Source organism: Pseudomonas fluorescens (assembly GCF_902497775.2).
GTDB classification, from domain to species: domain Bacteria; phylum Pseudomonadota; class Gammaproteobacteria; order Pseudomonadales; family Pseudomonadaceae; genus Aquipseudomonas; species Aquipseudomonas putida_F.
The window spans coordinates 3,119,740-3,146,055 of the sequence record NZ_OZ024668.1 but is presented as its reverse complement, the minus strand read 5'-3'; the positions used below and the strand labels follow the sequence as shown (position 1 = coordinate 3,146,055).

Annotated in this window: 23 protein-coding genes and 1 pseudogene; 18 read left to right on the top strand and 6 right to left on the bottom strand. The window is 57.8% G+C overall.

Annotation, left to right across the window (positions count from 1 at the left end):
- Nucleotides 1-126: 126 nt before the first annotated feature.
- Together F8N82_RS14440 and F8N82_RS14435 are read left to right on the top strand one after the other, a co-directional pair.
- On the top strand, nt 127-1,194 hold the full coding sequence (locus F8N82_RS14440) for a fatty acid desaturase (protein ID WP_052251535.1): 1,068 nt from the start codon (nt 127-129) through the stop codon (nt 1,192-1,194).
- 134 nt (nt 1,195-1,328) lie between these two features.
- Nucleotides 1,329-2,474: an EstA family serine hydrolase gene (locus F8N82_RS14435; protein WP_038995975.1), complete on the top strand. Its 1,146-nt coding sequence runs from the start codon at nt 1,329-1,331 to the stop codon at nt 2,472-2,474.
- A gap of 140 nt (nt 2,475-2,614) precedes the next feature.
- Here F8N82_RS14435 and F8N82_RS14430 read toward each other — a convergent pair whose 3' ends face one another.
- The 3 genes and pseudogenes from F8N82_RS14430 to F8N82_RS14420 all read right to left on the bottom strand — a co-directional run.
- A complete protein-coding gene (locus F8N82_RS14430; RefSeq protein WP_038999463.1) occupies nt 2,615-3,157 on the bottom strand; it encodes a hypothetical protein in 543 nt (180 codons plus the stop codon).
- Between the two features lie 17 nt (nt 3,158-3,174).
- On the bottom strand, nt 3,175-4,263 hold the full coding sequence (locus tag F8N82_RS14425) for an SDR family oxidoreductase (RefSeq protein ID WP_038995974.1): 1,089 nt from the start codon (nt 4,261-4,263) through the stop codon (nt 3,175-3,177).
- 24 nt (nt 4,264-4,287) lie between these two features.
- Nucleotides 4,288-4,407 (bottom strand): annotated as a pseudogene (locus F8N82_RS14420) (nuclear transport factor 2 family protein); the annotation flags it as partial.
- 116 nt (nt 4,408-4,523) lie between these two features.
- On the opposite strand from F8N82_RS14420, the gene F8N82_RS14415 reads away from it, so the two are divergent.
- Complete coding sequence (locus tag F8N82_RS14415; RefSeq protein ID WP_038995973.1) at nt 4,524-5,453, top strand: LysR family transcriptional regulator; 930 nt, start codon at nt 4,524-4,526, stop codon at nt 5,451-5,453.
- A gap of 43 nt (nt 5,454-5,496) precedes the next feature.
- Here the strand turns inward: F8N82_RS14415 and F8N82_RS14410 are convergent, their stop codons facing one another.
- A complete protein-coding gene (locus F8N82_RS14410; RefSeq protein WP_038995972.1) occupies nt 5,497-5,952 on the bottom strand; it encodes a tautomerase in 456 nt (151 codons plus the stop codon).
- 96 nt (nt 5,953-6,048) lie between these two features.
- Here F8N82_RS14410 and F8N82_RS14405 point away from each other — a divergent pair, with 96 nt between their 5' ends.
- A complete protein-coding gene (locus F8N82_RS14405; protein WP_038995971.1) occupies nt 6,049-7,008 on the top strand; it encodes a GlxA family transcriptional regulator in 960 nt (319 codons plus the stop codon).
- A gap of 95 nt (nt 7,009-7,103) precedes the next feature.
- Here the strand turns inward: F8N82_RS14405 and F8N82_RS14400 are convergent, their stop codons facing one another.
- Nucleotides 7,104-7,544 (bottom strand): GNAT family N-acetyltransferase, encoded by a 441-nt coding sequence (locus F8N82_RS14400; protein WP_038995970.1) that lies wholly within the window; start codon nt 7,542-7,544, stop codon nt 7,104-7,106.
- 195 nt (nt 7,545-7,739) lie between these two features.
- On the opposite strand from F8N82_RS14400, the gene F8N82_RS14395 reads away from it, so the two are divergent.
- On the top strand, nt 7,740-8,219 hold the full coding sequence (locus F8N82_RS14395) for a GNAT family N-acetyltransferase (protein ID WP_038995969.1): 480 nt from the start codon (nt 7,740-7,742) through the stop codon (nt 8,217-8,219).
- Here the strand turns inward: F8N82_RS14395 and F8N82_RS14390 are convergent.
- On the bottom strand, nt 8,210-10,069 hold the full coding sequence (locus F8N82_RS14390) for an ABC transporter ATP-binding protein (protein ID WP_038995968.1): 1,860 nt from the start codon (nt 10,067-10,069) through the stop codon (nt 8,210-8,212). The genes F8N82_RS14395 and F8N82_RS14390 overlap by 10 nt on opposite strands.
- Before the next feature lie 205 nt (nt 10,070-10,274).
- Between F8N82_RS14390 and F8N82_RS14385 the strand changes: the two genes are divergently transcribed.
- From F8N82_RS14385 to F8N82_RS14325, 13 genes are all read left to right on the top strand, one after another.
- Nucleotides 10,275-11,657, top strand: a complete 1,383-nt coding sequence (locus F8N82_RS14385; protein WP_038995967.1) for a pyridoxal-phosphate dependent enzyme — start codon at nt 10,275-10,277, stop codon at nt 11,655-11,657.
- Complete coding sequence (locus F8N82_RS14380) at nt 11,654-12,832, top strand: trans-sulfuration enzyme family protein (RefSeq protein WP_038995966.1); 1,179 nt, start codon at nt 11,654-11,656, stop codon at nt 12,830-12,832. Before F8N82_RS14385 ends, F8N82_RS14380 begins: the two co-directional genes overlap by 4 nt.
- A gap of 208 nt (nt 12,833-13,040) precedes the next feature.
- Nucleotides 13,041-13,319 (top strand): MerR family transcriptional regulator, encoded by a 279-nt coding sequence (locus F8N82_RS14375; RefSeq protein ID WP_038995965.1) that lies wholly within the window; start codon nt 13,041-13,043, stop codon nt 13,317-13,319.
- A gap of 679 nt (nt 13,320-13,998) precedes the next feature.
- The gene (gene tssB / locus F8N82_RS14370; RefSeq protein WP_038995964.1) at nt 13,999-14,502 is read left to right on the top strand and encodes a type VI secretion system contractile sheath small subunit; all 504 of its coding nucleotides are present in this window, start codon (nt 13,999-14,001) and stop codon (nt 14,500-14,502) included.
- A gap of 35 nt (nt 14,503-14,537) precedes the next feature.
- Entirely contained in the window at nt 14,538-16,079 is a 1,542-nt protein-coding gene (gene tssC / locus F8N82_RS14365) for a type VI secretion system contractile sheath large subunit (RefSeq protein ID WP_038995963.1), read from the top strand.
- A 24-nt stretch (nt 16,080-16,103) separates the two neighbouring features.
- The gene (gene tssK, locus F8N82_RS14360) at nt 16,104-19,088 is read left to right on the top strand and encodes a type VI secretion system baseplate subunit TssK (RefSeq protein WP_080764769.1); all 2,985 of its coding nucleotides are present in this window, start codon (nt 16,104-16,106) and stop codon (nt 19,086-19,088) included.
- A gap of 2 nt (nt 19,089-19,090) precedes the next feature.
- The gene (locus tag F8N82_RS14355) at nt 19,091-21,490 is read left to right on the top strand and encodes a type VI secretion system Vgr family protein (protein WP_038995962.1); all 2,400 of its coding nucleotides are present in this window, start codon (nt 19,091-19,093) and stop codon (nt 21,488-21,490) included.
- Nucleotides 21,491-21,500: 10 nt separating this feature from the next.
- On the top strand, nt 21,501-22,274 hold the full coding sequence (locus F8N82_RS14350; RefSeq protein ID WP_038995961.1) for a DUF4123 domain-containing protein: 774 nt from the start codon (nt 21,501-21,503) through the stop codon (nt 22,272-22,274).
- Nucleotides 22,275-22,356: 82 nt separating this feature from the next.
- Nucleotides 22,357-22,890: a DUF3304 domain-containing protein gene (locus F8N82_RS14345; protein WP_080764768.1), complete on the top strand. Its 534-nt coding sequence runs from the start codon at nt 22,357-22,359 to the stop codon at nt 22,888-22,890.
- Nucleotides 22,878-23,186 carry a hypothetical protein gene (locus F8N82_RS14340; RefSeq protein WP_038995959.1) on the top strand — a complete coding sequence of 103 codons (309 nt, stop codon included), beginning with the start codon at nt 22,878-22,880 and terminating at the stop codon, nt 23,184-23,186. Before F8N82_RS14345 ends, F8N82_RS14340 begins: the two co-directional genes overlap by 13 nt.
- A complete protein-coding gene (locus F8N82_RS14335; protein ID WP_080764767.1) occupies nt 23,183-23,713 on the top strand; it encodes a DUF3304 domain-containing protein in 531 nt (176 codons plus the stop codon). Before F8N82_RS14340 ends, F8N82_RS14335 begins: the two co-directional genes overlap by 4 nt.
- Nucleotides 23,701-26,040 (top strand): DUF2235 domain-containing protein, encoded by a 2,340-nt coding sequence (locus F8N82_RS14330; protein WP_338918750.1) that lies wholly within the window; start codon nt 23,701-23,703, stop codon nt 26,038-26,040. Before F8N82_RS14335 ends, F8N82_RS14330 begins: the two co-directional genes overlap by 13 nt.
- Entirely contained in the window at nt 26,037-26,300 is a 264-nt protein-coding gene (locus F8N82_RS14325; protein ID WP_038995957.1) for a PAAR domain-containing protein, read from the top strand. Before F8N82_RS14330 ends, F8N82_RS14325 begins: the two co-directional genes overlap by 4 nt.
- Nucleotides 26,301-26,316 lie beyond the last annotated feature (16 nt).

The window sequence follows — 26,316 nt, the reverse complement described above, 5'->3', positions numbered from 1 at the left end:
ATTTCTTGAGTGGCGCGCGTGAGTTTGCGCAGTGAATTTGTATGCCTGTTGTTTTATAAGTCAAACAATTAAATTGACCGGCTTGATGAGGCTGGTAATTTTCCGACGCACGCAGAGGATGACGGCATGAAGGTCTTGGAAAAAGCCATCGAAATTGATCACCCAACTACCGATCAGGAAAAGATTGAGCATGTAACCCGGCGTATTACTGAACATGGAAATGAGCTGCGCAAGCGTTATCCGATCTTGCAGTATCAGAATACTCTGGGTGCGAGTGTCATGGTGTTTTCCCTGGTCGGGATGGTCGTCACCGGCGGGCTCTACCTGAAGGGTGTTATCCCCGGATGGCTGTGTATTTTGATCAACGCGCTGCTGACGTCGTTCATTCATGAAATTGAACATGACTTGATTCATCGCCTGTATTTCAGAAAACAGCCGCTGGCCCACAATGCCATGATGTTTTTTTGCTGGCTGGCTCGGCCGGGAATGCCCAGCCCCTGGCTAAGGCGCAGTCTGCATTTTCATCATCATAAGGAGTCCGGAACCGATTCGGATGTCGAGGCGTGGATCACCACCAGTGGCAACCCGTGGGGCATATTGCGCTTATTGAAACTGATGGATGGATTTGTATTTGGTTTTCTAAATGCGATTTTTGCTCCGGGCTGGCGGCAAAAGGTAAGATTGTTAGGCAAAATCATTCGCCTCAATACACCGTTCGGCCTGTTGTATTGGGGGTGCTGGTATGTATTCCTCGGCTACCACCTGTATACCGGGCTCGGGTCACTCATGGGGGCGCAGGTTCAGCCTTCTGCTACGACGCTGGCATTAATGGATGTCGTCAACGGCGCCGTGGTTATTCTTATCGCGCCAAACATGATCCGGCAGTTCTGCCTGTTTTTCATCAGTTCAAACATGCACTATTACGGCGATGTTGCCCCGCGCAATGCGTTACAACAAACCCAGGTCATGAACGCGTGGTGGTTGTGGCCGTTTCAACTGTTCTGCTTCAACTTTGGTAGCACCCACAGTATTCACCACTTCGTTGTCAGGGACCCGTTCTATCTTCGGCAGATGACTGCGCCTTATGCTCATCAAGTCATGGCGCAGGCCGGTGTCCGGTTCAATGACTTCGGCACCTACAAACGCGCAAACCGTTTCTCCATGGGGCACTCTCACACTCGGTCGCGGGGTTGAGTTCGCCACACACAATTTCTATTTGATGGGTGGTCTGCCAGGCGGCGGGATCTTTCTTGTCGTCTGTCAGAGGTGCCAATGGTCAACTTCGGCACGTATCAAGGGCAGCACTTCAACGACGAGGAGTCTTGGAAATGAAAGCACAAGGGATGTGTGCGAAGCCGTTCGAAGCGGTCTGGCAGGCGTTCGAGGAGATGTTTGATGATCCGCAGGAGCGTGGGGCCGGGCTCTGCGTGCAAGTGGGTGGAGAGAGGGTGGTCGACCTGTGGGCTGGTATGGCGGATCAAGAGGGCACCCGGCCTTGGACGCGCGATACGCTGGCCAATACCTTTTGCGTTGTAAAACCCTATGTCGCGGTGGCCGTCCTGATGTTGGTAGAGGCGGGCAAGCTGGAGCTGGATGCGCCAGTGGCCCGGTACTGGCCTGAGTTCGCCCAGAACGGCAAAGCCAAGGTCACCTTGCGTCAGGTGATGAACCACACTGCGGGCCTGCCGGCGCTGCGAGCACCCGACCATAACGCTAAGATGTATGACTGGGAGCATATGGTGCGGGTCCTGGCGGCCGAGCCGCTTTGGTGGGAAGCGGGAACAGACCTGGGGTACGGCACCACCACCTTTGGCTGGATTCTCGGAGAGTTGATTCGGCGTGTGGACGGACGAGATCCCTGTGTCTTTATCCACGAAGAGATTCTGGACCCTCATGATTTGGACGTTCACCTTGGCGTGGACGAAGAGCACTTTCACCGTATCGCGCGTTTCGACAGTGCTACGGGGCGAGTCGGTGATCCTTACTCGCAAGCATTGCGAACCGTGCTGAAAAACGAGCCATCGCACATCGCGACATTCGCCTTCACCAACCCCGGAATGGTGCCCAGACGAACCAGTGACCCTCGCTGGTGGGCCTATCGGCAACCGGCTGTGTGTGGGCATGGCACGGCTCACGGCTTGGCCGGTTTCTATAGTGCATTGCTGGCGGGCAACTTTATCGGTCGCGAACTGCTCAGTGAGTTCACTCGAGAGCACAGTCATGGTATGGACCGGGTATGGATGCGCCCAATGCGTTATGGATTAGGCTGTATGCTGGAGCAGCAAGTCGACCCGGCGGCTTCCCACGCAATGGGCCCGGATACCTTTGGCCATATCGGGCTTGGCGGGCCGATAAGTTTCGCCGATCCCGAAAGGCAAGTGAGCTTTGGTTTTGTCACCACGACCTCGGGCAGCCATTCGATGATTGATCCGCGCCCTAGCCGGCTAGCATCCCTTGTCTATGCGGCGCTTTGAGCGAATGCTCCTTCATACAGGGGGCGTCCTGCGGGCTATGCACCAGCCATCCGCGAAAAGGCCTTCCCAGGAAATGGAGTTGCCTGGCACGGGCTACGCCCGTGTTCGCGGGGCAAGCCCGCTCCCACAGAGACCGCATTTTAAACACCGCCATATTGATACACCGTCGCACTCCAATACTGGCTGCCGTTACGTTTTTGGCGAATCCATCCATCGGCCACCAGTTGTTTGGCGATCATTCGATTCATAAAGCCATGACCGAGCAGCAGAACCGGTCCTTCGCTGGCAAGGGACTGAAGTCGTCGAGCTGCCGTGCTGGCGCGCATCCTCGCAGTGCCGGCGGATTCGACTCTGCGTGAGTAGCCGCACAACCATAAGATTCGAAGGATAAATGCCCAGGTAAACGGCGATAAGCGTGGCAGATTCCAGTGACCATAAGGCAGTTGCGCTTCACAGAAAAGAGCGTCGACGAGGACGGGCTTCAGACCAAGAGCCTGGACGGAGGTCAGCGCACGAGGTGCGCTGCTTGAGACAATTACCGTGGCGGTTGCGGCGAGCTGCATGCTGGCATCCGGCACGGGTTGGTTGGTTATTTCGGACTGGTTGTATTGCTCGATCCAGTCTTTCATATCGATCGCTGACAATTTGTCGGTTGCGACCAGCTTTGGCTGGCCATGACGCATCAGGATTATTTCCCTACTCACAGTATGTTTACGTCCTTGTTCTGGTGTGCGGTCAGTGTGGAAGAAGTACTGTCCCGGGAATTTAAGGTTTGACTCTCAAACCAATCGTGATCGCGGTACCACGCCACCGTGTCGGCGATTGTCAGCTCTAGCGCCCGGAAACTCAGGCCAAGCTCTTGTTCACTCTTGCTGTGGTTGAAACAGGTGCGGCCCTTCTCTCGTATCAACAGGCGCAACGTGGCCATGCTCAGCAGAATGGGCTTGCTGGTAAGGCGCGCATAAATCTCCTGCACAGCCGCCAAGGTGAATAGAAAGGGGAGCGGTAGTTGTCGAACGGGTGTCTTGACGCCCGCTATACGTCCGAGAATAGGCACCAGCTCACGCATTGTCATATGCCGGCCCGCTGCGAGATAGCGCTCACCTCGCCGCCCATGTTTGGCAGCGGCAATCTGCGCTAATGCCACATCGCGGGCATCAACAACGGAGAAGCTACCGGGGATCAGTCCGGGTAATTTACCGTGCACGACATCGTTGACCAACTGTCCCGAGGAGGTCGGACCCATGTCGGCAGGGCCCCACATCCAGCCAGGCAGGACCATGCAGGCATGCATCTGGGGATGGAGCTCCAGGAACGACAAGACGACACGGTCGGCGAGGATCTTGCTTCGGTAGTAGTCATCCGCATCGGCGTCGGCCCGCAGACACGTCTCATCGATGGACATTCCAGGTGCGCCGTCGAGCACGGCAATGGAAGACGTATGGATGAACCGTCGTATACCGGCGCGGTAGGCCTGGTGAATCAAGTCCCGCGTACCGGTGACATTGATCTTTTCGAGTTCCTTCCAGTGGCTGCCGCCCTTGTAGTTGTCGCGAAAGAACGCCGCGGTGTGAAACACCGTATCGCAACCTTGCAGCGATGCTGCGAATGCGTCGACATCGGCCATGTCCCCAACGACCAGCTCCACTCCCGGCAGATTGTTGAACTGCTGTTCACCTTTGGCTCTTGAGCGGACCAGGCCTTTGACCGTATAGCCACGAGCGACCAATTCACGGACTAAATTGTTGCCCAGCAAGCCGGTTGCTCCAGTAACAAATGCACTGCGCATGGCTCAACCCTCACCCTGTTCGGCTAATCCCATACCATCGAGGTAGATGAAGTCTTCGCAAACCAGCGCAAACATCGCCTCCACATCACGGCGATTGAAGGCTCTTGAGGCGCGTTCCGCATAGTCGTTGGGGCCAGTAGTCATACAATCCATTCCATTCGTTTCGAGGGCCTGTAGATATACCTTTGAGGCTTCTCCCGTAAAATAGCGACTACTGCATAATGGGTTTGCACATATGCAGACCAGGGAGGACAGAACGCATGGCGTTGCAAGCAAATTGGGACGATCTTCGTCTGCTGTTGGCAGTCTCGCGGCGTGGCAGCTTCCTTCAGGCCGGCCAGTTGCTGGGTATCGCGGCGTCTACCGTGTCCCGCCGCCTGACCCAACTTGAGGTCGCACTGGGCGAGCCACTTGTCGAGCGGGGCGTTGAAGGATGCTGGTTGACCTCGCGGGGCCAATCTCTCGTGGACGTTGCCCTGGCTGCGGAAGCTGGCTTGAGGCGTCAAACCGCTGCTGGCGTATCCGAGCTACACACAGGGCTATTGGGCAGTGTTCTGGTCAGTGCAGGAGAGGGGTTCTCGTCTTGTGTGCTGGAGGCCGCGAGTCGCTTCACTTCTCTGCACCCGCGTTGCTCGGTGGAGCTGATGGTAACAGCCGACTTTGACAAGATCGTCCGCGGCGTGGCCGACATTGCTGTACGTACAGCTCATCTGGGTGAGCCGTCGCTGATTTATCGACCAATAGGCCGGCTCGCCTACGGAGTCTTCGCCGATGCAGGTTATCTGAAGCGGTTTCCAGGGGTGACCCCGGCCACTGCGGTCAATATTGCCTTGCTTCCCCCGCTGGACACCTTGGCGCAAATGCGTGCGGCAAGAAGCGGTGGTCTGGACCGCGCGCAGATCAGTGTGAACTCGTTCGCGGTTCAGCTCGAATCGGTGAGGCGAGGAATGGGTGTGGCAGTACTGCCCCGTATTCTGGCAAAGGACTTGATCGAGTTGTTCCCGGATCTCCAACTTCCAGATATGGACGTCTATCTGGTGACCCGGCCTCAGGCATTGAAACAGGCTCACATCAAATGTTTTTTTGCCATCCTGGAGCAGGTGCTGCTTGAAGCCCTTTCCATAGCAAATGCGCAAGTTTGCCTCTCGGGGGGCGACCCGGAATGGGGGCATGGGGGCGCTCCAAAGTAGCCACTCGCAGTGGCGCGACAAATGTCCTGCGAGCTTTAATGCCTTACTGCTCCGGCTGCCCTTGCAGATGTCGGTACCCAGCCGCCTGAATGAAATCGGGCAAATGCCAAATCGCTCCGTTGGCTGCCCAGAAGCCATCTCTGACTTCATCAAGGATGATCGAAGTCATGATGATTCGATGGTCGTCTGCTGCTTGCGACCGGGTTACTGCTTGATGCAAACGCTGCACATAGTCGCTTCGCATGGCCGCATTCAGCACACCGCCGGGGACCTTAACCTGCACAATGCAGGGGATGGCTTGAGCGCTGATATCCACTGAGCCGCATGTCCAGGAGCTAGAAGCCACTTCGTCAATGAGAGTCCAGCACAGACCCCGTTGACGTGGATCGTCGCCGATTTGCTCGACCTCGATGGCCACTTTCGTAATCTCTTCGCACAGCAGTACTCGTTGTTCGCAAGAAAAAGAACCTTCAGGCACCTTGATCAATATATTTGGCATACGGGTTAGCGCTCGATGAAATGGAAGCGTTATTAAGCCAACTCTCGACCACTGCAACCAGTGACCGATTCGACATCTTTCGTGCATAATCAGTCAATGAATGACTTCACGATCCTGGTAATGCCTGGCGCCTTTGCCTCCAGTGTCGCACTGACTCTGGATATCCTTTCGACGGCGGCCGTACTCGCCCAGCGACTGGGCACCGCTGTACCTCGCTGGCAAGTCTGTGGGTTGAACACGGATTGCGTGACGCTCGGCCACGGTATGCAGCTTGCGGTTCAGCCCTTGGCCATCAGCCCTGATGACCGCTCTTGCTGGATCATCCCCGGCATCGGAGTGGCTGACGTCCACATGATCGAGCATCGATTACAACAGGCGGATATTGCTCTGCTGGTTCCGGCATTACGCGCGCATGTGCAGGCCGGGGGTAACGTGGCCGCATCATGTTCTGCGGTATTCGTGCTACAGGCTGCAAACCTGCTCGCTGGGCACTGTGTAACCACCTCGTGGTGGATGGCTCCCTTACTCCAGCAGTGGGCACCGCAGTGCCAGGTAGATGCCGAACGCATGGTGATCCTCGACCCGCCGTTGATTACTGCGGGGGCAGCGCTAGGTCATACCGATCTGATGTTGCATCTTCTGCGAAGCCATTTCTCCCCAGCTTTGGCAGATGACGTTGCTCGGGCGCTACTGATCGATGGTCGGCAACTGCAGTCGCCTTTTATGGTTCCGGCAATGATGGCCCAGGGGAACGAATTAATCGCACAATTGACGGCTCATATTGAGGCTTCGCTACCGACGATTATCAGCGTCAGCACACTCGCATCCGACTTTGGTTTGTCAGAGCGGACCCTGTCTCGACATATCCACAAGGCCACCGGATATAGCCCGTTGCGGCTGATTCAGCGTGTCCAGGCCAATAAAGCCCGGGAACTGTTGGCAAACAGTAAATACTCAATCGACACTATTGCCGAACACGTTGGATACAGAGATGCCACATCCCTGCGGCGACTGATGAAAAAAATGCTGAACGCAACACCACGGCAACTGCGTTAACTGCTGCGACGATCTTTTTTCAATTCAATTTTCCGACTTGGCGTGCGACGCAGACCGTTCAATATTGGCTGTTTGCTGCCAGTCGCGCAGGGCTGCTATTGGCCGTTAGCAGCCCAAGACATCTCGATATGGGTACTTGTTTCACCCGTCCAGCGAAACCCCAGACGTTCATACAGCCTCTGCGCCGAGGTGTTGGTGCGCAAAACGCCCAATTGCAAGGGCACCTTGCGGCGCGCGGCGTTCAGCTTCAGCTCTTCTAGCAGGTGGGTGCCGATGCCCTCGCCTTGAAACGCTGCTGCAATCGCGATGTTCTGGACATAGATCCGATCCTCCTCGTCCAGCACCTGAAGGTAGCCGACAATCTGGCCGTCGGCTTCAAGCACCGAAGTGGTCGTGCGTGCGAACTCCGCTGCAAAATTCGAGCGCTGCCAGCCCTCATCCCAGCCCCAGGTTTCTTCGATGAGGGCGTGGAAGGCTGCCCGGTGCAAGTCGAAGAGGGCCGCTCGGTCACTGTCGGTTGCGGGGCGTACCTTCATGCTTGGTAAACCTGGTCGGTCGTCTGTGAGATTGGTAATTGGTCTGGTCGATGACAAAAAAATGGATGGGCAACCCAGACCATTGGCGCGATATAAATAAGTCACCAAGAGGGCTGATGCCTCTTGGTGTCGGTGCTGCACCGTGCGGTATCGACCTGTTCACGTTGGCGTTTTTACCGCCATTAAGGATTGATCATGACAGCACTACAACAGGTTTTATCGGTTCGCCCAGTAGAGCAAAAGGACTTCAACCAGTGGTGCGAGTGCTGGGAAAAGTATCAAGAATTCTACCAGGTGGATGTGGGCATCGAGACCACCCAGTCAACCTGGGCCCGCTTCTTCGACAGCAGCGAGCCCGTGCACTGTGCGGTCGCCTCGATTGGCGAGCAACTCTGCGGTTTCGTCCACTTCGTCTTTCACCGTTCAACCTGGGGCCGCAATGACTTCTGCTATCTGGAAGACCTGTACGTGTGCCCAAGCGTACGCGGCCAGATGATCGGCAAGCAACTGATCGAATACGTGCAAGGGCAAGCCCGCGAGAAAAACTGCGACCGGCTTTACTGGCACACCCAGCAGAGCAACCACACCGCGCAAAGGCTATACGACTGGATTGCCGAAAAGCCCGGCGTTATCGAGTACAGAATGCCGTTGGAGGCCGTTCACGCTCACGCCTGATCCATCACCTCGGCCACCCCCCGATCCTCACCCAGGAACCCGCCACTCTGGTGGTGCCAGAGCTGCGCATAGATGCCGTTTTTTGCCAGCAGTTCTGCGTGGGTACCTTGTTCGATGATGCGGCCGTCATCCATGACAATAAGCCGGTCCATTGCCGCAATCGTCGACAGCCGATGGGCGATGGCAATCACGGTTTTGCCCTGCATCATCTCATCGAGGCTTTCCTGAATGGCCACTTCGACTTCGGAGTCCAGCGCGCTGGTAGCCTCGTCCAGGAGCAGGATCGGGGCGTTCTTGAGCATCACCCGGGCAATCGCGACGCGCTGGCGCTGGCCGCCCGACAGCTTGATGCCGCGCTCGCCCACCAGGGTGTCGTAGCCGGTGTGGCCTTGGCGGTCGCTCAGTTGGCTGATGAACTCATCGGCCTGGGCACTGGCCGCGGCACTGCGGATTTGGGCGTCGCTGGCATCGGGGCGGCCGTAGGCAATGTTGTCGCGAATCGAGCGATGCAACAGTGAAGTATCCTGGGTGACCATGCCGATGGCGCTGCGCAGGCTGTCTTGGGTCACCTGGGCAATGTCTTGTCCGTCAATGCGAATCTGCCCACTGTCGACATCATAGAAGCGCAGCAGCAAGTTGATGAGCGTGGATTTGCCCGCGCCGGAGCGGCCGACCAGGCCGATTTTCTCACCCGGGCGAATATTCAGGTTCAGGCCATCGAGCACCTGGCGTTCGCCACTGTAGTTGAAGCTTACATTGTCGAAGGTGACCGCGCCGCCGGAGGTCACCAGCACACCAGCATCCGGCGCATCCTGCACCTTGGGGCCGCGGGTGAGGGTGGCCATGCCATCCTGCACGGTACCGATGCTCTCGAACAGCGAAGTCATCTGCCACATGATCCAGTGCGACATGCCGTTGATACGCAGCGCCATGGCGGTGATCGCCGCCACGGCACCTGCGCCGACCTCACCCTGGTGCCACAGCCACAGGGCGTAACCACCTGCTGCCATGATCAACGCGACTACCAAGGCCTGGTTGACGATCTCGAACTGGCTGACCAGACGCATCTGGCGAAAGCCGGTTTGTTTGAAGTCCTCCATCGCTGCGCGTGCGAAGTGCGCTTCACGACTGGAGTGGGAGAACAGCTTCACCGTGGTGATGTTGGTGTAGGCGTCCGAGATACGCCCGGTCATCATCGAGCGCGCATTGGCCTGTTCCTGGCCGACTTTGCCCAGGCGGGGCACGAAGTACAGCATGGCCAGGCCGAACAACACGACCCAGGCAACGAAAGGCAGCATCAGTTTCAGCGCGAAACCGCCCGCCAGGGCGATGATCGCAATGAAATACACGCCAATGCCGGGGAGGATCTCGATCAGAGTGAACAGCAGGTCGCGCACGGCCAGCGCCGTCTGCATGACCTTGGTGGTGACCCGGCCGGAAAACTCATCGGAAAAGAACGAAAGGCTTTGCCGTAGCATCAAGCGGTGGAAGTCCCAACGCAGTCGCAACGGCAGGTTTATCGCCAATATCTGGTGCTGCACCATGGTCCGCAATGCCACCAGCCCGACGCTGGCCAGCATTATCAAACCCATGCCCCACAACACGCGGCTTTCCTGCGCGGCCGCATCACCACCGGCCTGCCAGGTCGAGAGCAGATCGACGACCTGACCGAGGAAAGCAAACAGCCAGGCTTCGTAGATCGACACGCCCGCACTCAACAGCGCAAACGCGAGAATATAGCCGCGCGCGCCCCGTGTGCACGCCCACAGGAAGCGCGCCAGGCCCTCGGGCGGTGGGGGGACCTCGTCAGGAGGAAAGGGGTCGAGCCTTCGTTCAAACGCACGAAGCATGGTGGTCTCCACAACGATCAAATTGAGCAGATTCTGCCACCGAACGGTGGCTTTGAGGGATTTGCCATGGGGCGTTTTCTGCCTGGAGCATTAACAACCCGCACGCTTGCTCGCTAAACCTACCGGCTGGCTGTGCACGGTTGCGGGTGGAGCAAACCCGGCCTATGGTCGATGCGAGGCTTTACCTGCGCAGCGAGGTGACTCCATGGCGAACGATTCCCGCCCGGCCGTGCTCGAACTGATCGGCAATACGCCGCTGGTGCGTGTCAGCCGCTTCGATACCGGCCCGTGCACCCTGTTCCTCAAGCTCGAATCGCAAAACCCCGGCGGTTCGATCAAGGATCGCATCGGCCTGGCGATGATCGACGCCGCCGAGCGCGATGGTCGCCTGCGCCCCGGCGGCACCATCGTCGAAGCCACCGCCGGTAACACCGGCCTGGGCCTGGCCCTGGTCGGCCGCGCCAAGGGCTACCGGGTGGTGCTGGTGGTGCCCGACAAGATGTCCACCGAGAAGGTCCTGCACCTCAAGGCCATGGGCGCCGAGGTGCACATCACCCGCTCCGACGTCGGCAAGGGCCATCCCGACTACTACCAGGATGTTGCCGCGCGGCTGGCGCAGGAGATCCCCGACGCATTCTTCGCCGACCAGTTCAACAACCCGGCCAATCCGCTGGCCCACGAGTGCAGCACCGCGCCGGAGATCTGGGCGCAGACCCAGCATGATGTCGATGCCATCGTCGTCGGCGTCGGCTCGGCCGGCACCCTGACCGGGCTGACTCGGTTCTTTCGCCGCCTGCAGCCGAACCTGGTGATGGTGCTGGCCGACCCGGTTGGCTCGGTGGTTGCCGAGTACAGCCGCAGCGGCACCCTCGGCACGCCCGGCTCCTGGGCGGTGGAGGGCATCGGCGAGGACTTCATTCCGTCGATTGCCGACCTCTCCAGTGTGCGCCAGGCCTACTCCATCAGCGACGAGGAGAGCTTCGATCATGCCCGCCAGCTGCTGCGTGCCGAAGGTATTCTTGGCGGCTCTTCGACCGGCACCTTGCTGGCGGCGGCGCTGCGCTACTGCCGTGAGCAAACCGAGCCGAAGCGGGTGGTGAGTTTTGTCTGCGACACCGGCACCCGCTACCTGTCGAAGGTCTACAACGACCAGTGGATGACCGATCAGGGGTTGCTGGCGCGCAAGCGTTATGGCGACTTGCGCGACCTGATCGCGCGGCGCTTCGAGGATGGCCGGGTGATCAGCGTCGGCCCCGACGACACATTGCTTACTGCCTTTCAGCGCATGCGCCTGGCCGATGTGTCGCAACTGCCGGTGTTGGTCAATGGACAGAATTTGGTCGGAGTGATCGATGAGTCCGACATTCTGCTCGGCGTGCACCAGGACGCTTCGCACTTTCACATGACCGTCGCCAGCGCGATGACCGACAAACTCAAGCTGGAAACCCTGGCGCCCGGCGCCAGCCTGGCTGAACTGCAGGCCGAGCTCGACCGTGGGCTGGTGGCGATTATTGAAGACGCTGCGGGCTTTCACGGCGTGATTACCCGCGTCGATTTGCTCAATCACTTACGCAGGTCCTTACCATGAGTCAGCACGATGAAAGCGGCGCGCCACGCGCCTTCGCCACCCGCGTGATCCATGCCGGGCAAGCGCCGGACCCCTCCACCGGGGCACTGATGCCGCCGATCTACGCCAACTCCACTTATTTGCAGCAGAGCCCCGGGGTGCACAAGGGCCTCGACTACGGCCGCTCGCACAACCCCACGCGCTGGGCCCTGGAGCGCTGCGTGGCGGACCTTGAGGGCGGCACCCAGGCCTTCGCCTTCGCCTCCGGGCTGGCGGCGATCGCCAACGTGCTGGAACTGCTCGACGCCGGCGCGCACATCGTCTCGGGCAATGACCTGTACGGTGGTACCTTCCGCCTGTTCGAACGGGTGCGCCGGCGCAGTGCCGGGCATCGTTTCAGCTTCGTCGACCTGGCGGACCTGACGGCATTCGAAGCGGCGCTGGAGGCAGACACGCGGATGGTCTGGGTCGAGACCCCGAGCAACCCCTTGCTGCGCCTGACCGACCTTGCCGCCGTCGCGCGCATCTGTCGCGAGCGCGGCATCCTCTGCGTGGCCGACAACACCTTTGCCAGCCCGTGGGTCCAGCGCCCACTGGAGCTGGGTTTCGATATCGTCCTGCACTCGACCACCAAATACCTCAATGGCCACTCCGACGTGATCGGCGGCATTGCCGTGGTCGGGCAGAACCCGGAACTGGCCGAACGCCTGGGCTTTTTGCAGAACTCGGTGGGGGCGATCGCCGGGCCGTTCGACGCGTTCCTCACCCTGCGCGGGGTGAAGACCCTGGCCCTGCGCATGGAGCGTCATTGCAGCAATGCCCTGGAACTGGCGCAATGGCTTGAGCGTCAGCCGCAGGTGGCGCGGGTCTACTACCCGGGCCTGGCCTCGCACCCGCAGCACGAGCTGGCGCGGCGGCAGATGCGTGGTTTTGGCGGGATGATTTCCCTCGACCTGAACAGCGACCTGGCCGGCGCCAAGCGCTTCCTTGAAACGGTGCAGATCTTCGCCCTGGCCGAGAGCCTGGGTGGTGTCGAAAGCCTGATCGAACACCCGGCAATCATGACCCACGCCAGCATCCCGGCAGAGAACCGCGCGCAACTGGGCATCGGTGATGCCCTGGTGCGCTTGTCGGTGGGGGTCGAGGATGTCGAGGACCTGCGGGGTGACCTGGCTCAGGCGCTGGCGCGGGTTTGAGCGGTGGCTGCTGGGTGTGAAGGGAAGCTATCGGATACCTGCTCGTGACAGGCAGAAAACGGCCAGAAGCGGACGTCCTCAATCCTCTACAGAATCAGCTCTGCTCCCTGGACAGCCAACTTGATTACCCCCCAAGCCATCAAATCCCCCTTTACCTGTCTATAACTTCATAGTTTATGGTCGCAGGCCAAAGAGCGAGGTAAGGGTTATGTATCGCATCTCCGAACTGGCGACGAAGGTGGGTTTGAGCCGTTCCACGCTGCTTTATTACGAAAAATTGGGGCTGATCTCATCGACGCGCCAAGCCAACGGCTACCGCGCGTGCTCAGATCAGGATCTACAGCAGCTGAAGTTGTTGCAACAGCTTCAATCTGCTGGCTTGACCTTGAAAGAGTGTCAGGCGTGCCTGGATACGCGTATCGACAGGTCGTTACTGCTTCAACGTCTAATGCGGTGTCTGCGACAGCTCTTTTCGTACAGAGCCTAGAGATAAACCATCGCTTCAAACGAGGCTTATAACAAGATGGAGAGCTAAATAATGTAGGAAAATTCCTAAATAGCGCAGGAGTAATCTAAAGAGTGATTCTGTTTGTAACTATTCGTGTCGCGCCATCATGTAGGCGTGAGCTGCTGTCGTGAGGTCTTCCTATTTTGAGTTGGGATGTAATGCGCTTTCGGAAATACTACTTGGCAGTATTTTTTCGCATTAGATGGATGCGTAATTGGGGAAGGCTGTCTGTCGTTTCCTGTTTGAGCACTAGGTGGTTTGGGGCGTTGGTTGGCTCTGCTGGAGTGCTCGGTCTGAATAGTCTGTCGGGTAGTCGCGAGCCTTCTCGGCATTCTGGGTGGTGTTTGAATAGCGTGCGCAGGCACTCCGTGGGACTGGCTCCACCTCCACTAAAAGTACTTTGAGTGGGGCATGTTATTGCCGCGCCGATCAATATCAGACAAATCTCATAGACTTTAGGAAAAATCCCACATACAAAACAAAATTTATAAGGATTCGTAACGCTTGAATATTTAGGTTGTTTTTAAGCTTGCGAGCTGACTAGAATTTCTCTCTGCAGTTTCCTACTCTGCGGTACACCAAGTATTGCTTTTTCTCTGCGCTGCTTGGTTTTTGTGATGGGGTTTTTCCGTCTCGTAGAATTGTGTCTGGAGGATTTATGGCGTCAAACAGCTTTCAAAATGAAGTGCCCAAGGCGCGGGTCAATATCAAGCTCGACTTACACACCGGTGGCGCACAGAAGAAAATTGAGTTGCCGCTTAAGCTGATGGTGATGGGGGATTACAGTAACGGTAAAGAGCAGCGCCCGTTGTCTGAAAGAAACAAAGTTTGCATCAATAAAAACAACTTCGACAGCGTACTGGCAGAGTTCTCTCCGCGCCTGAAACTGGCGGTTGAAAATACCTTGGCCGATGACAACGTCGACACCGCTGTCGAATTGAGTTTCCAAGACATGAAAGATTTCGAACCCGAGCAGGTGGCGCGGCAAATTCCGCAGCTGCGAGCCCTGCTGGCGATGCGCAATCTGCTGCGCGACCTCAAATCCAACCTGTTGGATAACGCCACCTTTCGCCATGAACTGGAGCGCATCCTCAAGGACGACGCGCTGAGTGACGAGCTACGAACCGAACTGGCTGCTCTGGCCCCACAAGACGTTCGTTAATTGCCCTCGGTTCGTTAATAAGGAAGTTTTTCACCATGTCCGCAGAACAATCATCCGCACCCTCGCAACAGACTAAAACCCACGACGCAGACTGTGGCCAAGGTGTCTATGGCGCGTTGTTCGCCAAGATCAATCTCAGCCCGGTTGCGCAGTTGAGTGGCATCGAAGCGTTTCAAAATTCCGAGGCCCTGTCCGAAGCGTCTGCAGATGAGCGAGTCACTGCGGCCGTCAGTGTCTTCCTGGATTTGCTCAAACAGTCGTTGCATAAAGTCGAGCGTCTGGACAAAACCCTGCTGGATGAGCACATCGCATCCCTGGATGCACAGATCAGCCGTCAACTCGACGCGGTCATGCATCATCCCGACTTTCAGCGTGTCGAGTCGACTTGGCGCGGTGTGAAATCGCTGATCGACCAGACCGATTTCCGTCAGAACGTGCGTATCGAACTGTTGGATATCAGTAAGGACCATCTGGTCCAAGACTTCGAAGACGCACCTGAGATTGCCCAGAGCGGTCTGTATCTGCACACTTACACCCAAGAATACGACACCCCGGGTGGCGAGCCGATTGCGGCGGCTATTTCCAATTACGAGTTCGACCGTGGCCCGCAGGACATTGCTCTGCTGCGCAATATTTCCAAAGTGTCGGCAGCGGCGCACATGCCGTTCATTGGTTCCGTAGGTCCTGCGTTCTTTGGCAAGCAGTCGATGGAAGAAGTGGCGGAGATCAAAGATATCGGCAACTACTTTGACCGGGCCGAATACATTAAGTGGAAGGCGTTCCGCGAAAGCGACGACTCCCGTTATATCGGTTTGCTCATGCCCCGCGTGCTGGGTCGTCTGCCGTATGGCCCGGACACTGTCCCGGTGCGCAGCTTCAACTACATCGAAAGCGTCAAGGGCTCGGATCACGAGAAATACCTGTGGACTAACGCTTCGTTCGCCTTCGCGGCCAACATGGTCAAGAGCTTTATCACCAACGGTTGGTGCGTGCAGATTCGCGGGCCACAATCGGGTGGGGCGGTCACCGATCTGCCCATTCACCTGTACGACCTGGGCACCGGCAATCAGGTGAAGATCCCTTCCGAAGTGATGATCCCGGAAACCCGCGAATTCGAATTCGCCAATCTTGGTTTTATCCCGCTGTCGTACTACAAGAACCGCGACTATGCGTGTTTCTTCTCGGCCAACTCGGCCCAGAAACCAGCGCTGTATGACACCGCCGATGCCACGGCCAACAGCCGTATCAACGCACGCCTGCCATACATCTTCTTGCTCTCACGTATCGCCCATTACCTGAAACTGATCCAGCGTGAAAACATCGGGACCACCAAGGACCGTCGTTTGCTGGAGCTGGAACTGAACAAGTGGATCGGTGGCCTGGTCACTGAAATGACTGACCCTGGCGATGACCTGCAAGCCTCCCACCCGCTGCGTGATGCCAAGGTGACGGTCGAAGACATCGAAGACAACCCCGGCTTCTTCCGCGTCAAGCTGTACGCGGTGCCGCACTTCCAGGTCGAAGGCATGGACGTCAACTTGTCGCTGGTTTCGCAGATGCCCAAGGCCAAAGCCTAAGCCACTTCGTAGGGAAACGATGACATGAAAATCGACCGCCCCCTATGGGCTGCGGGGGCCTTACTGTCCCCGCAACAATTCCAGCAGCAGGCACGCTGGGAGGCCTGGGCTAACGAGAGTGTGGCCCATCTGTCGCTGGTACACCCCTGGGGTGTTCAGGGGGTGGCGTTCGACCTGCAAGCCTTACGCCTGGGTAAGCTTAAGGCCACTCATGTGCGGGTGCGTATGCCTGATGGCACGTTGGTTGATACCGACCACGCAGATCGACTGCCGCCCGCTTTGGAACTGGCCCGTCTGCTGCCCGATGATGCCCAGGAGACTACGTTGCTCTTGGCGTTGCCGCTGGAGCAAGCCAATGGCAACAACTGTGTGCTCGACGGCACACGTGCTGACCGTCCGACTCGTTATCGCCAGGACTGGCGGCAAGTGCAGGATGTCTACGCCGACGAGGTGCAGTCGATGGGGGTGCTGGAGTACGTCCTGACCCTGCGCCTGGCTGACGACGAGAATGCTGTTTACCTGACCTGCCCGGTCGCACGCCTGGTGCGCGATGGGCAGGGTGCCTGGAATCTTGATTCTGATTACGTGCCGCCGTTGCTCAGCTTCGCGGCCCATCCAGGGCTGCTGACTCAACTGGATAATCTGCTGACTCAGTTGTCTGCCAAGCGCCAACGGCTGATGGGCATGCGCCGCGAGAGCAACCAGCGCATGGCGGATTTCGCCGTGGCTGATGTGTCGTTGTTCTGGCTGCTCAATGCCTTGAACACCTATCAACCGGTACTGGCCGACCTCAAGGCGCATCCAGCACGGCACCCCGAGCAGGTGTACCTGGAGCTGATCAAGCTGGCCGGCAGCCTGCTGACGTTTTCGCTGGAACAGGATCTGGACTGTATTCCTGCTTACCGACACGAACAGTTGGAAAGCGTATTCCCACCCCTGATGCGCACCATTTCCACCTTGCTGGAAGCCAGCCTGCCGTCGCGGGTTATTGCCCTGGAGTTGGAGGAAGTGGGGGCCAATCGCTGGCAAGTCACACTCAACGATGCACGCCTGCGTGAGAGGGACGGTGCCGACTTCTACCTGTCGGTGCGTTGCCGCATGCCGGCCGCACAGTTGCAGAGCCAGTTCCCGCGCCTGTGCAAGGTGGGGACGCCGGACGATGTCAATCACCTGGTCAACGCCGCCCTCGACGGTGTTCCTTTGCAGCCACTCAGCCATGTGCCGGCAGCCATTCCGCTGCGCCTGGAGAACCAGTATTTCGCCCTCGATCTAGGGCATGCCACCCTGATCGGCGCCGGCAATCAGGCCGGCGGTGCTGACGCCGCCAACTTGCTCAAGCCCGCCCTGGCGCGCGGCGAGTTGCGTACCATCGCCGCCACCACCTGGAGCGAATACAAACAGTATTTTGAGCGCGACGCCGCCCTGGAACGACGTTTCCAGATGGTCAAGGTCGATGAACCGGATGACGCCAACGCCAGTCTGATGCTACGCGGCCTCAAGGCGCGTTATGCCAGCCACCATGGCGTGCATATTTTGGACGCGGCGGTCCAGGCGGCGGTCAACCTCTCGCGGCGCTACCTGACCGGTCGCCAACTACCGGACAAGGCCGTCGACCTGCTCGACACCGCCAGCGCACGGGTGCGCATGAGCCTTGATTGCGAGCCCCAGCCGTTGGTCCGCCTCAAGGCCCGACAGACCGCCCTGGAGTTGGAACGTCAGGCCCTGAAAGAAGACCAGCAACTGAGCGGCAGCCCCGCTGACGAGCGTCTGGCGATCATCGCCGCGCAACACACCGAGCTGAACCACCAGCAACTTGAGCTTGAGGAGCAATACCGCCACGAACTCGACCTTACCCAACAATTGCTCGATGCGCGTCAGGCCGAACCGCCACGGATGGACGCCTGCCGGCACCTGCAACAACAACTGAGCGACGCCCAGGGCAACCAGCCATTGCTGTCCCTTGACGTCAACGCCCGCAGCGTGGCCGAAGTGATTGCCGACTGGACCGGCGTGCCCCTGGGCAGCTTGCTCAAGGACGAACAAGCCAACCTGCTGGAGCTGGAGCAACAACTGGGTGAACAGGTGATCGGCCAGGACCACGCCCTCTGTGCCTTGGCTCAACGCCTGCGTGCCGCCAAGACTGGCCTGACAGACGAAAAAGCGCCACTGGGCGTGTTCCTGCTGGTGGGTACCAGCGGCGTCGGCAAGACCGAAACCGCTCTGGCTCTGGCCGACAAGCTGTTTGGCGGTGAAAAGTCCCTCATCACCATCAACCTCTCGGAATACCAGGAAGCCCACACGGTCAGCCAGCTCAAAGGCTCGCCGCCCGGCTATGTGGGTTATGGCCAGGGCGGTGTGCTCACCGAAGCGGTGCGCCAACGTCCTTACAGCGTGGTGCTGCTCGATGAGGTAGAAAAAGCGCACCGTGACGTCCTCAACCTGTTTTATCAAGTCTTCGACCGTGGCTGCATGCGCGATGGCGAAGGCCGGGAAATCGATTTTCGTAACACCGTCATCCTCATGACCTCCAACCTGGGCAGCGATGAACTGCAAGCCTGCCTGCAAGAGTTCCCCGGCGCGCCGGACAGCACCCTGCACGAGTTGCTGCGCCCGATCCTGCGGGAACACTTCCAGCCGGCCTTGTTGGCGCGCTTCCAGACTTTGATCTACCGCCCGCTGCAAGCCGATGCCCTCAAACGCATCGTCGCGATCAAGCTCGCTCAGGTTGCCAAGCGTTTGCAACGTCACTATGGGTTGACCTGCCAGATCGACGCCGCCCTCAACGAGGCCCTGGTGGCCGCCTGCCTGCTACCCGACACGGGCGCACGCAACATCGACAGCTTGCTCAACCAGCAGATCCTGCCGGTGCTCAGCCAGCAATTGCTGCAGCGCCAGGCCGCCCAGCAGAAAACCCTCGGTGTCACCCTGGGGTACAGCGATGAAGAAGGCATTGTCCTGCATTTCACCGACGCCCAAGGCACTGCGTCGCCCGTAGCCATGGAGGCCTGAACATGCTCAACGAACTGCGCACTTTTTTCGATCACAGCCGTCACACACTGAGTGTTGGCGACGTTGACGCACGGCTCGATGTCCTCGCTTTCGAGGGCAAAGAAGCCCTGAGCCAACCGTTCAACTACCGTGTTGAATTCACCTGCTTCGACAGCGACATCGACGCCGAAAAAGTCCTCGGCCAGAACGCCAGTTTCAGCCTGCATGGTGCACCGCACAACCTGCCGTTTTTGGGCCTGAGTGCGCCCAAGGTCAAGCCACTGCGCACGCTGCACGGCGTGGTCACCGGATTTAAACGCCTGTCTGGCTCCGTCGATGAAGCCCGCTACGAAATTACCCTGGAACCGCACCTGGCCTTGCTTGGCCAAGGCAGGCAATTTCGGATCTACCAGCACCAATCGGTGCCGCAGATCGTTGAAAGTATTCTGCGTACCCGCCACGACTTCGAAGGCCAGGACTTTCTCTTCAACCTAGTGCGTGAATACCCCAAGCGCGAACAGGTCATGCAGTATGGCGAAAGCGACCTAGCCTTCATCTCCCGCCTGCTGGCCGACGTCGGCATCTGGTACCGCTTTACCTGCGACGAACGCCTGAAAATCGATGTGGTGGAGTTCCACGATGACCAGCGTCACTACCAATTCGACGTCGCACTGGCGTATCGCCCGCAATCAGGTCTGAGCAGCAGCGGGCAAGACGGGGCGTGGAGCCTGCAATCGAGCCATCAAGTGGTGGAGCAGCACGTTAACATTCGTGCTTACCACCACCGTACCGCTAATGCCCACCTGAATGGCGACGTCGACCAAACCCGTGGTGCGAGTACCACCTACGGCGAGGCTTATCACTACGCTGAACCGTACACCGTACTGGGCGACCCTTATGCCCATGACGAAGACCTGCAAAGCGAAAGCGGTTATTTTTATGCACGCTTGCGTCACGAGCGTTATCTCAATGGCCAGACTCAACTCAGCGGCATCAGTAGCAGTGCCACCCTGGCGCCTGGTCAGGTGCTCAAAATATCCGGTGGCGCGCCACAGGCCTTTGCGCCTGGCGCGGTGGTCACCCAACTGATCACCCGTGCCGCTCGGGATCGCAGTTTTGAAGTCAGTTTTGAGGCCATTCCCTACTCGGAAACGGTGTGCTTTCGCCCAGCGCTGCAAGACAAGCCGCAAATCGCTGGTACCGTCCCGGCCCGCGTCACCAGCCCGCAGGAACACGACCCCTACGGCCACATCGACATTGAAGGACGCTACAAAGTCAATTTTCTGTTTGACCGCGACAGTTGGAAACCCGGTGAAGAAAGCCTCTGGCTGCGTCTGGCCCGACCGTACGCGGGCGACACCCACGGCCTGCACCTGCCGCTGATCCCCGGCACCGAAGTAGCCATCGCCTTCGAACAAGGTGACCCTGACCGTCCGTACATCGCCCACGCCCTGCACGACAGCCAGCACCCCGACCACGTGACGTTGGGTAAACGCGACTACACGCGCAATGTGTTGCGCACGCCAGCCAACAATAAGCTGCGCATGGAAGACCTGCGCGGGCAGGAGCACATCAAGCTCAGTACCGAGCACAGCGGCAAGAGCCAACTCAACCTCGGGCACCTGGTCGATGCGCAGAAGCACAAGCGCGGTGAAGGCTTTGAGCTGCGCACCGATGGCTGGGGCGCAATTCGGGGCGGGAAAGGGTTGTTTATCAGTGCTGATGAACAGGCCAAGGCCATCGGTGACGTACTGACCATGGAGCCGGCTTCCAGTCAGGTCCAGGGAGCCAAACAGCAAATCGCCGACTGGCAGGAAATCGCTCAGGCCCACCATAGCCGCCAGCCCGCCATCGTCGGCTTGCAGCAGTTTCAGGACAGCGCCAAAGACCTGAATGCCTCGGCCATCCTGCTCAGTGCCCCAAAAGGTATTGGTGCGGTGACCCCTGCCAGCCTGCTGCTCAAAAGCGGCGATGCGATGTACGTGCAAAGCAACGACGAAATCAACCTGGCCGCCGCGCAGCGGCTGTCCCTCCACGCGAATCAGGCCATCTCGCTGCTGGCCCAGCAGGAAGGCATGCGCCTAGTGTCCGGCAAGGGACCGCTGGAAATCGAATCCCACGGCGACGTGTTGAATCTGATTGCCCAGCAAGACATCACCATGCAGTCGGTACAGGGCCACCTGCAACTGACCGCCAAAAACGGCATCACCCTGGCTTGCGGCGGCGGCTACATCCGTATCACTCCTGCCGGCGCCATCGACATCCACAGCCCCGGCAAGCTTAACCTCAAGGGCCAGCATGTCTGGGAAACGACGGCCAGCCAGAGTTTCCCCATGCCCGAATTGCCGCAGTCGGTGTGCGAAGAATGTCTGAAAATTGCTCAAACGCAAGCGGCGGGCGCAGTCATGCGCACTGCCGGCTGAGGGTAGAAAAATGCAAGAGCACTACACACGCTGGATCGAGCAGATAGAAAGCCTTTGCGGCTCCGCGAACGTGGGGCATGTCGATGTCATGGTTGATCAAGCAGGCTGGGATATATCCATATTACCGGCCCTTCGTCTCATGGAGCCGGGCATGTCCTGGTTTTCTTTGTTCAGCGCAACACCAGAGGAGGCACTGTTGACGCAGGCGCCCATTCTGATGCGAATCAACCTCGACGACTGGCGGCATAAAGCCTGGCTGGAAGAACTGGTTGAACAGGTTGGGCATCTACCTCGCCTCATGCTGTTGATTTCACCTATGCCGTTTGATGTTTTGGTTAAGTCCCTTCAGGGGCTCTCACAGCTTGAGTGGGGAGGCCAGTCTGGATTGCTGCGCTTTTATGACCCTCGTGTAATGCCTGAAGTGTTGTCCAGCGTATTGAGCCCTGAACAGAAAGAGCAATTCCTGCGCGTGGCCCTGTTCTGGAGTTGGCTAGACCGGGACCAGCAGCCTGTTTGGCAGCCTGGCACCTATCGGTCGAATCAGACCTTGGCTGAAACCTTTCCTCCCATTAGCTTGGCTGACGCTCAATTTGACCGGTTGGGAAGCATCAGTGATGCACAAAACCTGATCGAAGTTGCCAGGGTGAAGTTTCCGGAACTTTCTCGTGAACAATGTTTTGCAAGTTGCTATCGCGTAGTACTTCAAGCGAGTCGGGAAAACTACTTTGGTGATTTGAAACTATACGCAAGGCTGCATTTTGGCCGCGACGATAGGCCTAGCTGAAGCGGTTAGTCGGTTGTCGAGTAAAGCAGGTGTTTTTGCACTGAATTCGTACGGAATTTAACCACAAGGAAGAGCTGAGTTGATGCGTATTTTAAAGGTTTTCACGTTATGCCAGTGGATAGGAGGGAGCTTGCTTTTACTGTTGGCAGGGTGCTCCGTAGGGGAGTCAAAATTTTTGGGCTCAGGTTTGAATGCGATTAATCATACTTCGGCGGCTATTAATCATTTTTTCGTGAATGGCTCTGGAGGGGGGAATGTCAGTCCTTTTGGTTATGGGGGAGGAATGGGTGGTGTGATGTTACCAAGGCAATGGCAGCCAGGCTTGAAGCTTGAAGTGGAGTGGGAAACTGATCCGAATCCATATGCGAGACTCAAGCGAAAAACCTCCGGGTACGGTCCTGATGAAGAGGCTTACGCCAAACATAAAGCCAACTACCAACAACACAGGGCCATAGTAGATCTCCCACCTTATGAGGATAGACTGTGTGCGTTGGAAGTGCATTTTTTGCCCTGTAATCAAGTCAAGGTTTCCACTTCCTGTTGGCGCTATCCATCACCCAACAGCCCAATCAAGGAGCCATTGGAAATGAAGGAGCCAGCCATATGTCCGAAGTGAAGAACATTGGGCCGGTTTATGTGCCGGCCATATTTCCAAATAAAGGGCGTTTGCCCAGTGATCCGCAAATCGTAATCAATAATTACGACCTACAAATGGCCGAGACAGAGAAGTATCGCCAGAAGTTAAATGCCCAACGTGGTTTGCGTGGTGATTCCAGGGACGTACAGAATCTGTTTATTGAAAGTGAAAACGAACAGTTCCGGGCACAACCGATCCAGGTTTTGAACGAAAGGCGCTTGGGATCGGCGCTTTCCGTACCGAACTTGATAGCAAAAATAAGGAGTAGGGGATGAGCTATTTAAAAGGCAGTGCTGTGTGCAAATGGGTGGGCGGTTGTTTACTTGCGTTACTGGCCGGGTGCTCGGTGGGAGAGTCAAAGTTTTTGGCGGGTAATTTGGGCGGGGTTAATCATACGTCGGCAGCCATTAATCATTTTTCCGTGAATGGCTATGGTGGCCCCAATATATCTCCACATGGCAATCGTGGTGGGATGTGTTGTGCGATGTTGCCAAGGCAATGGCAGCCAGGCTTGAAGCTTAAAGTGGAGTGGGAAACTGATCCGAATCCTAATGCGCATTTACCCGCCTTGGGAACCGACGCGTACAGAGCGGCTTACGCCAAACACAAAGCCAACTACCAACAACACAGTGCCATAGTAGATCTCCCATCTTATGAGACAGAAAAACTGTGCTCATTAAAGGTTCACTTTCTACCGTGCAATCAAGTCAAGGTCACAACTGCCTGTATGGCTTATGGCCAACCTGGATATCCAATTAAAGAACCGTTGGAAATGAAGGAGCCAGCCGTATGTCCGAAGTGAAGAACACCGAGTCGGTTTATGTGCCGGCCTTGTTTCCAAAAAAAGGGCGTCTGCCCAGTGACATGCAGAGCGTAATTGATAATTACGACCTACAAATGGCCGAGACAGAGAAGTATCGCCAGGAGTTAAATGCCCAACGTGGTTTGCGTGGTGCTTCCACCTGCGCACGCAGTCTGCATATCAGCTTGTTCTTTGACGGTACCAACAACAACGAACCTTACGATACCCATAAGGCCACACCGCCCCATCCGACCAATATCGCCCGGCTCTACCACGCCAGCCTGGAGCAGCAGGAAACCGGTTATTTTAGTTATTACATCCCCGGCGTGGGTACTCCCTTCCCCGAAATCGGTGAGATGGACTTCAGCACGTTCGGGCTGGCCTTCGCCAATCGAGGCGAGGATAGGATCAATTGGGGGTTGCTTCAGGTAGCCAATGCCTTGTCATTTGCCCTGACCAAAGATGAATTGTCCTTGGCGATCATGCAGGCCAAGCTCAAGACAATGGCCACTACCTGGCCGCTGACTGCGTTGGGAAAAAGCAGCCGACGCCAAGCCATGGCCTCGCTGTTGGAGCCCTTGAGGATCAAGGTTGAGACGACACAGCCAAAGGTGCTGGCGATCAAGCTGTTCGTCTATGGTTTTTCCCGTGGGGCTGCGGAGGCACGCACTTTCGTTACCTGGTTGAGCGAGCTGTTCGATACCCCGGAAGGTGCCGAAGACCTGGAGCAGGCATTATTGGGACTGCCGTTGACCATCGAGTTTCTTGGCCTGCTGGACACCGTGGCCTCGGTGGGCAGCGCCCGTGCCGCGCCCTTTGCTGACGGGCATATGGACTGGGCTGATGGCACGCAGCAGTTGCCCGATGTCAAAACATTCCCCGAGTGGATCAAGGTCTGCCGGCATTTTGTCGCCGCCCACGAACAACGCTTGTGCTTCCCGCTGGACTCGATCCGTTATGCCGATGGCCTTTATCCCCCTTACGCCCGGGAGGTGGTCTATCCCGGCGTGCACTCGGATGTGGGCGGTGGTTATCCGCCGGGGGACCAGGGCAAGGCCCGAGGCGGGTCGGGCGAGTTGCTGTCGCAGATTGTGCTGCATGACCTGTATGCGGAGGCTTTTGCGGCTGGTGCACCGTTAACGGTGCCTGAGGCGGTGTTGTCAGATAAGTTGCGGCAGATTCAACCTTCGCGAAAAATGGACCCTGGTACGGGGAATGAGTTCGACTTCTCGCCGATTTTGATCGACCGCTTCAATGCCTGGCGCAGCACCCTGGGCCTAGTCGAAGAGAGCACCGCACAAACTCCGCCGAACGACGAATCCCTACGTCTGGGGCATTCCCTCGAAGACGCCATGGCCGCGCAATTATCCTGGCTCACCGGATGGCGCATCGAGCGTCTGGCCCGTGGCAGTTACGCCAATGAACCCTTCTACGGCAAGGCCATACAGACCAATGCATCGCTGCAAGAGGCGCAAAAAGCCGAACGTGAGGCTGAGATCGCCGACGCCAAACGCAAGCGAAAGGAGGCCCGAGGTCAGGAAAACGAAGCGCAGCTTCTGTTGGGGACGGCCAGTCCGCCCACTTATGAGCCGGTAAAGGATCAGCAGCAGATCCGCGAAGCCGCCGTGGAGTTCGAACACGACTATCAAGATTGGCGGCGCGATCAGAGCAGCGTGACGGGCTGGGTAGTCGATGTAGCGCTCAGGGACACGGTGTACCTGCTCAATGATGACGACGAGCAGCAAGAGTACGAGCGGATCAAGGCTGAGGGGGAGGTGCGCGCCAAGGAGCTCTTTGTTGAAGTTGGGACCAACAGCAATAAGTTTCGCGTCACCGATTCGCCGCAGAAAGCTGCGGTGGTAGCGCTGTTTGACGACCAGGTGCATGACTCGCGTGCCTGGTTTTTGCACGATGCTATGAGTTCACGGGAGTTGTGGGGGGATTATTTCCGTTACCGCATGGTGTATTTCGGCGGCGAGACTAATAAGCGCATGACCCCGGTGGTGGTGGCTGGGCGTGTGGTGGGCATCGCGCTGGTACTGGGCGGGGTTTACAGCATCCGTCGTCATGGCTGGAAAGGCCTTGCTGGCACGCTGGGCGCTGCGTCGGTGGGTTATCAGGTGATCAATGTCGTCAGTGGCAAAGTGGAGCCTTTCCTGCCAGGGGCGGAGAAAGTCCTGCAACCGACCTTTGCAATTGGTGAGGTGGTGGCGCAGCAAACGCAAGCCATTATTGAGGGTGAAGAAGCCCTGCGCATGCAGAGCATGCTGGACTATCTGAAGCGCACTGGTGGCTTGGTCGAGCAGGCTAAGGAGCTGGTGTCATGATGCCCCTAGTACGCATGGGCGACCCATTGCATCCCTTCGGCGGTGAGGTGTTGTCGGGACACTACGAGGCCTTCGGTAAGCCGGTGGCCTGTGTGGACGATCAAGTCCGTTGCAATCTGCATGGCATGACGCACATTGTCGAAGGTACGTCGATTTCTACCATGGACGGCAAACCTGTGGCGCTGGACGGCCATCGTTGCGCGTGCGGTTGCCAGTTGGTCAGCACCCTGGCGGCAACTTCAATGATTGTCGCACCATGAACCGGCCCCCTGAGTA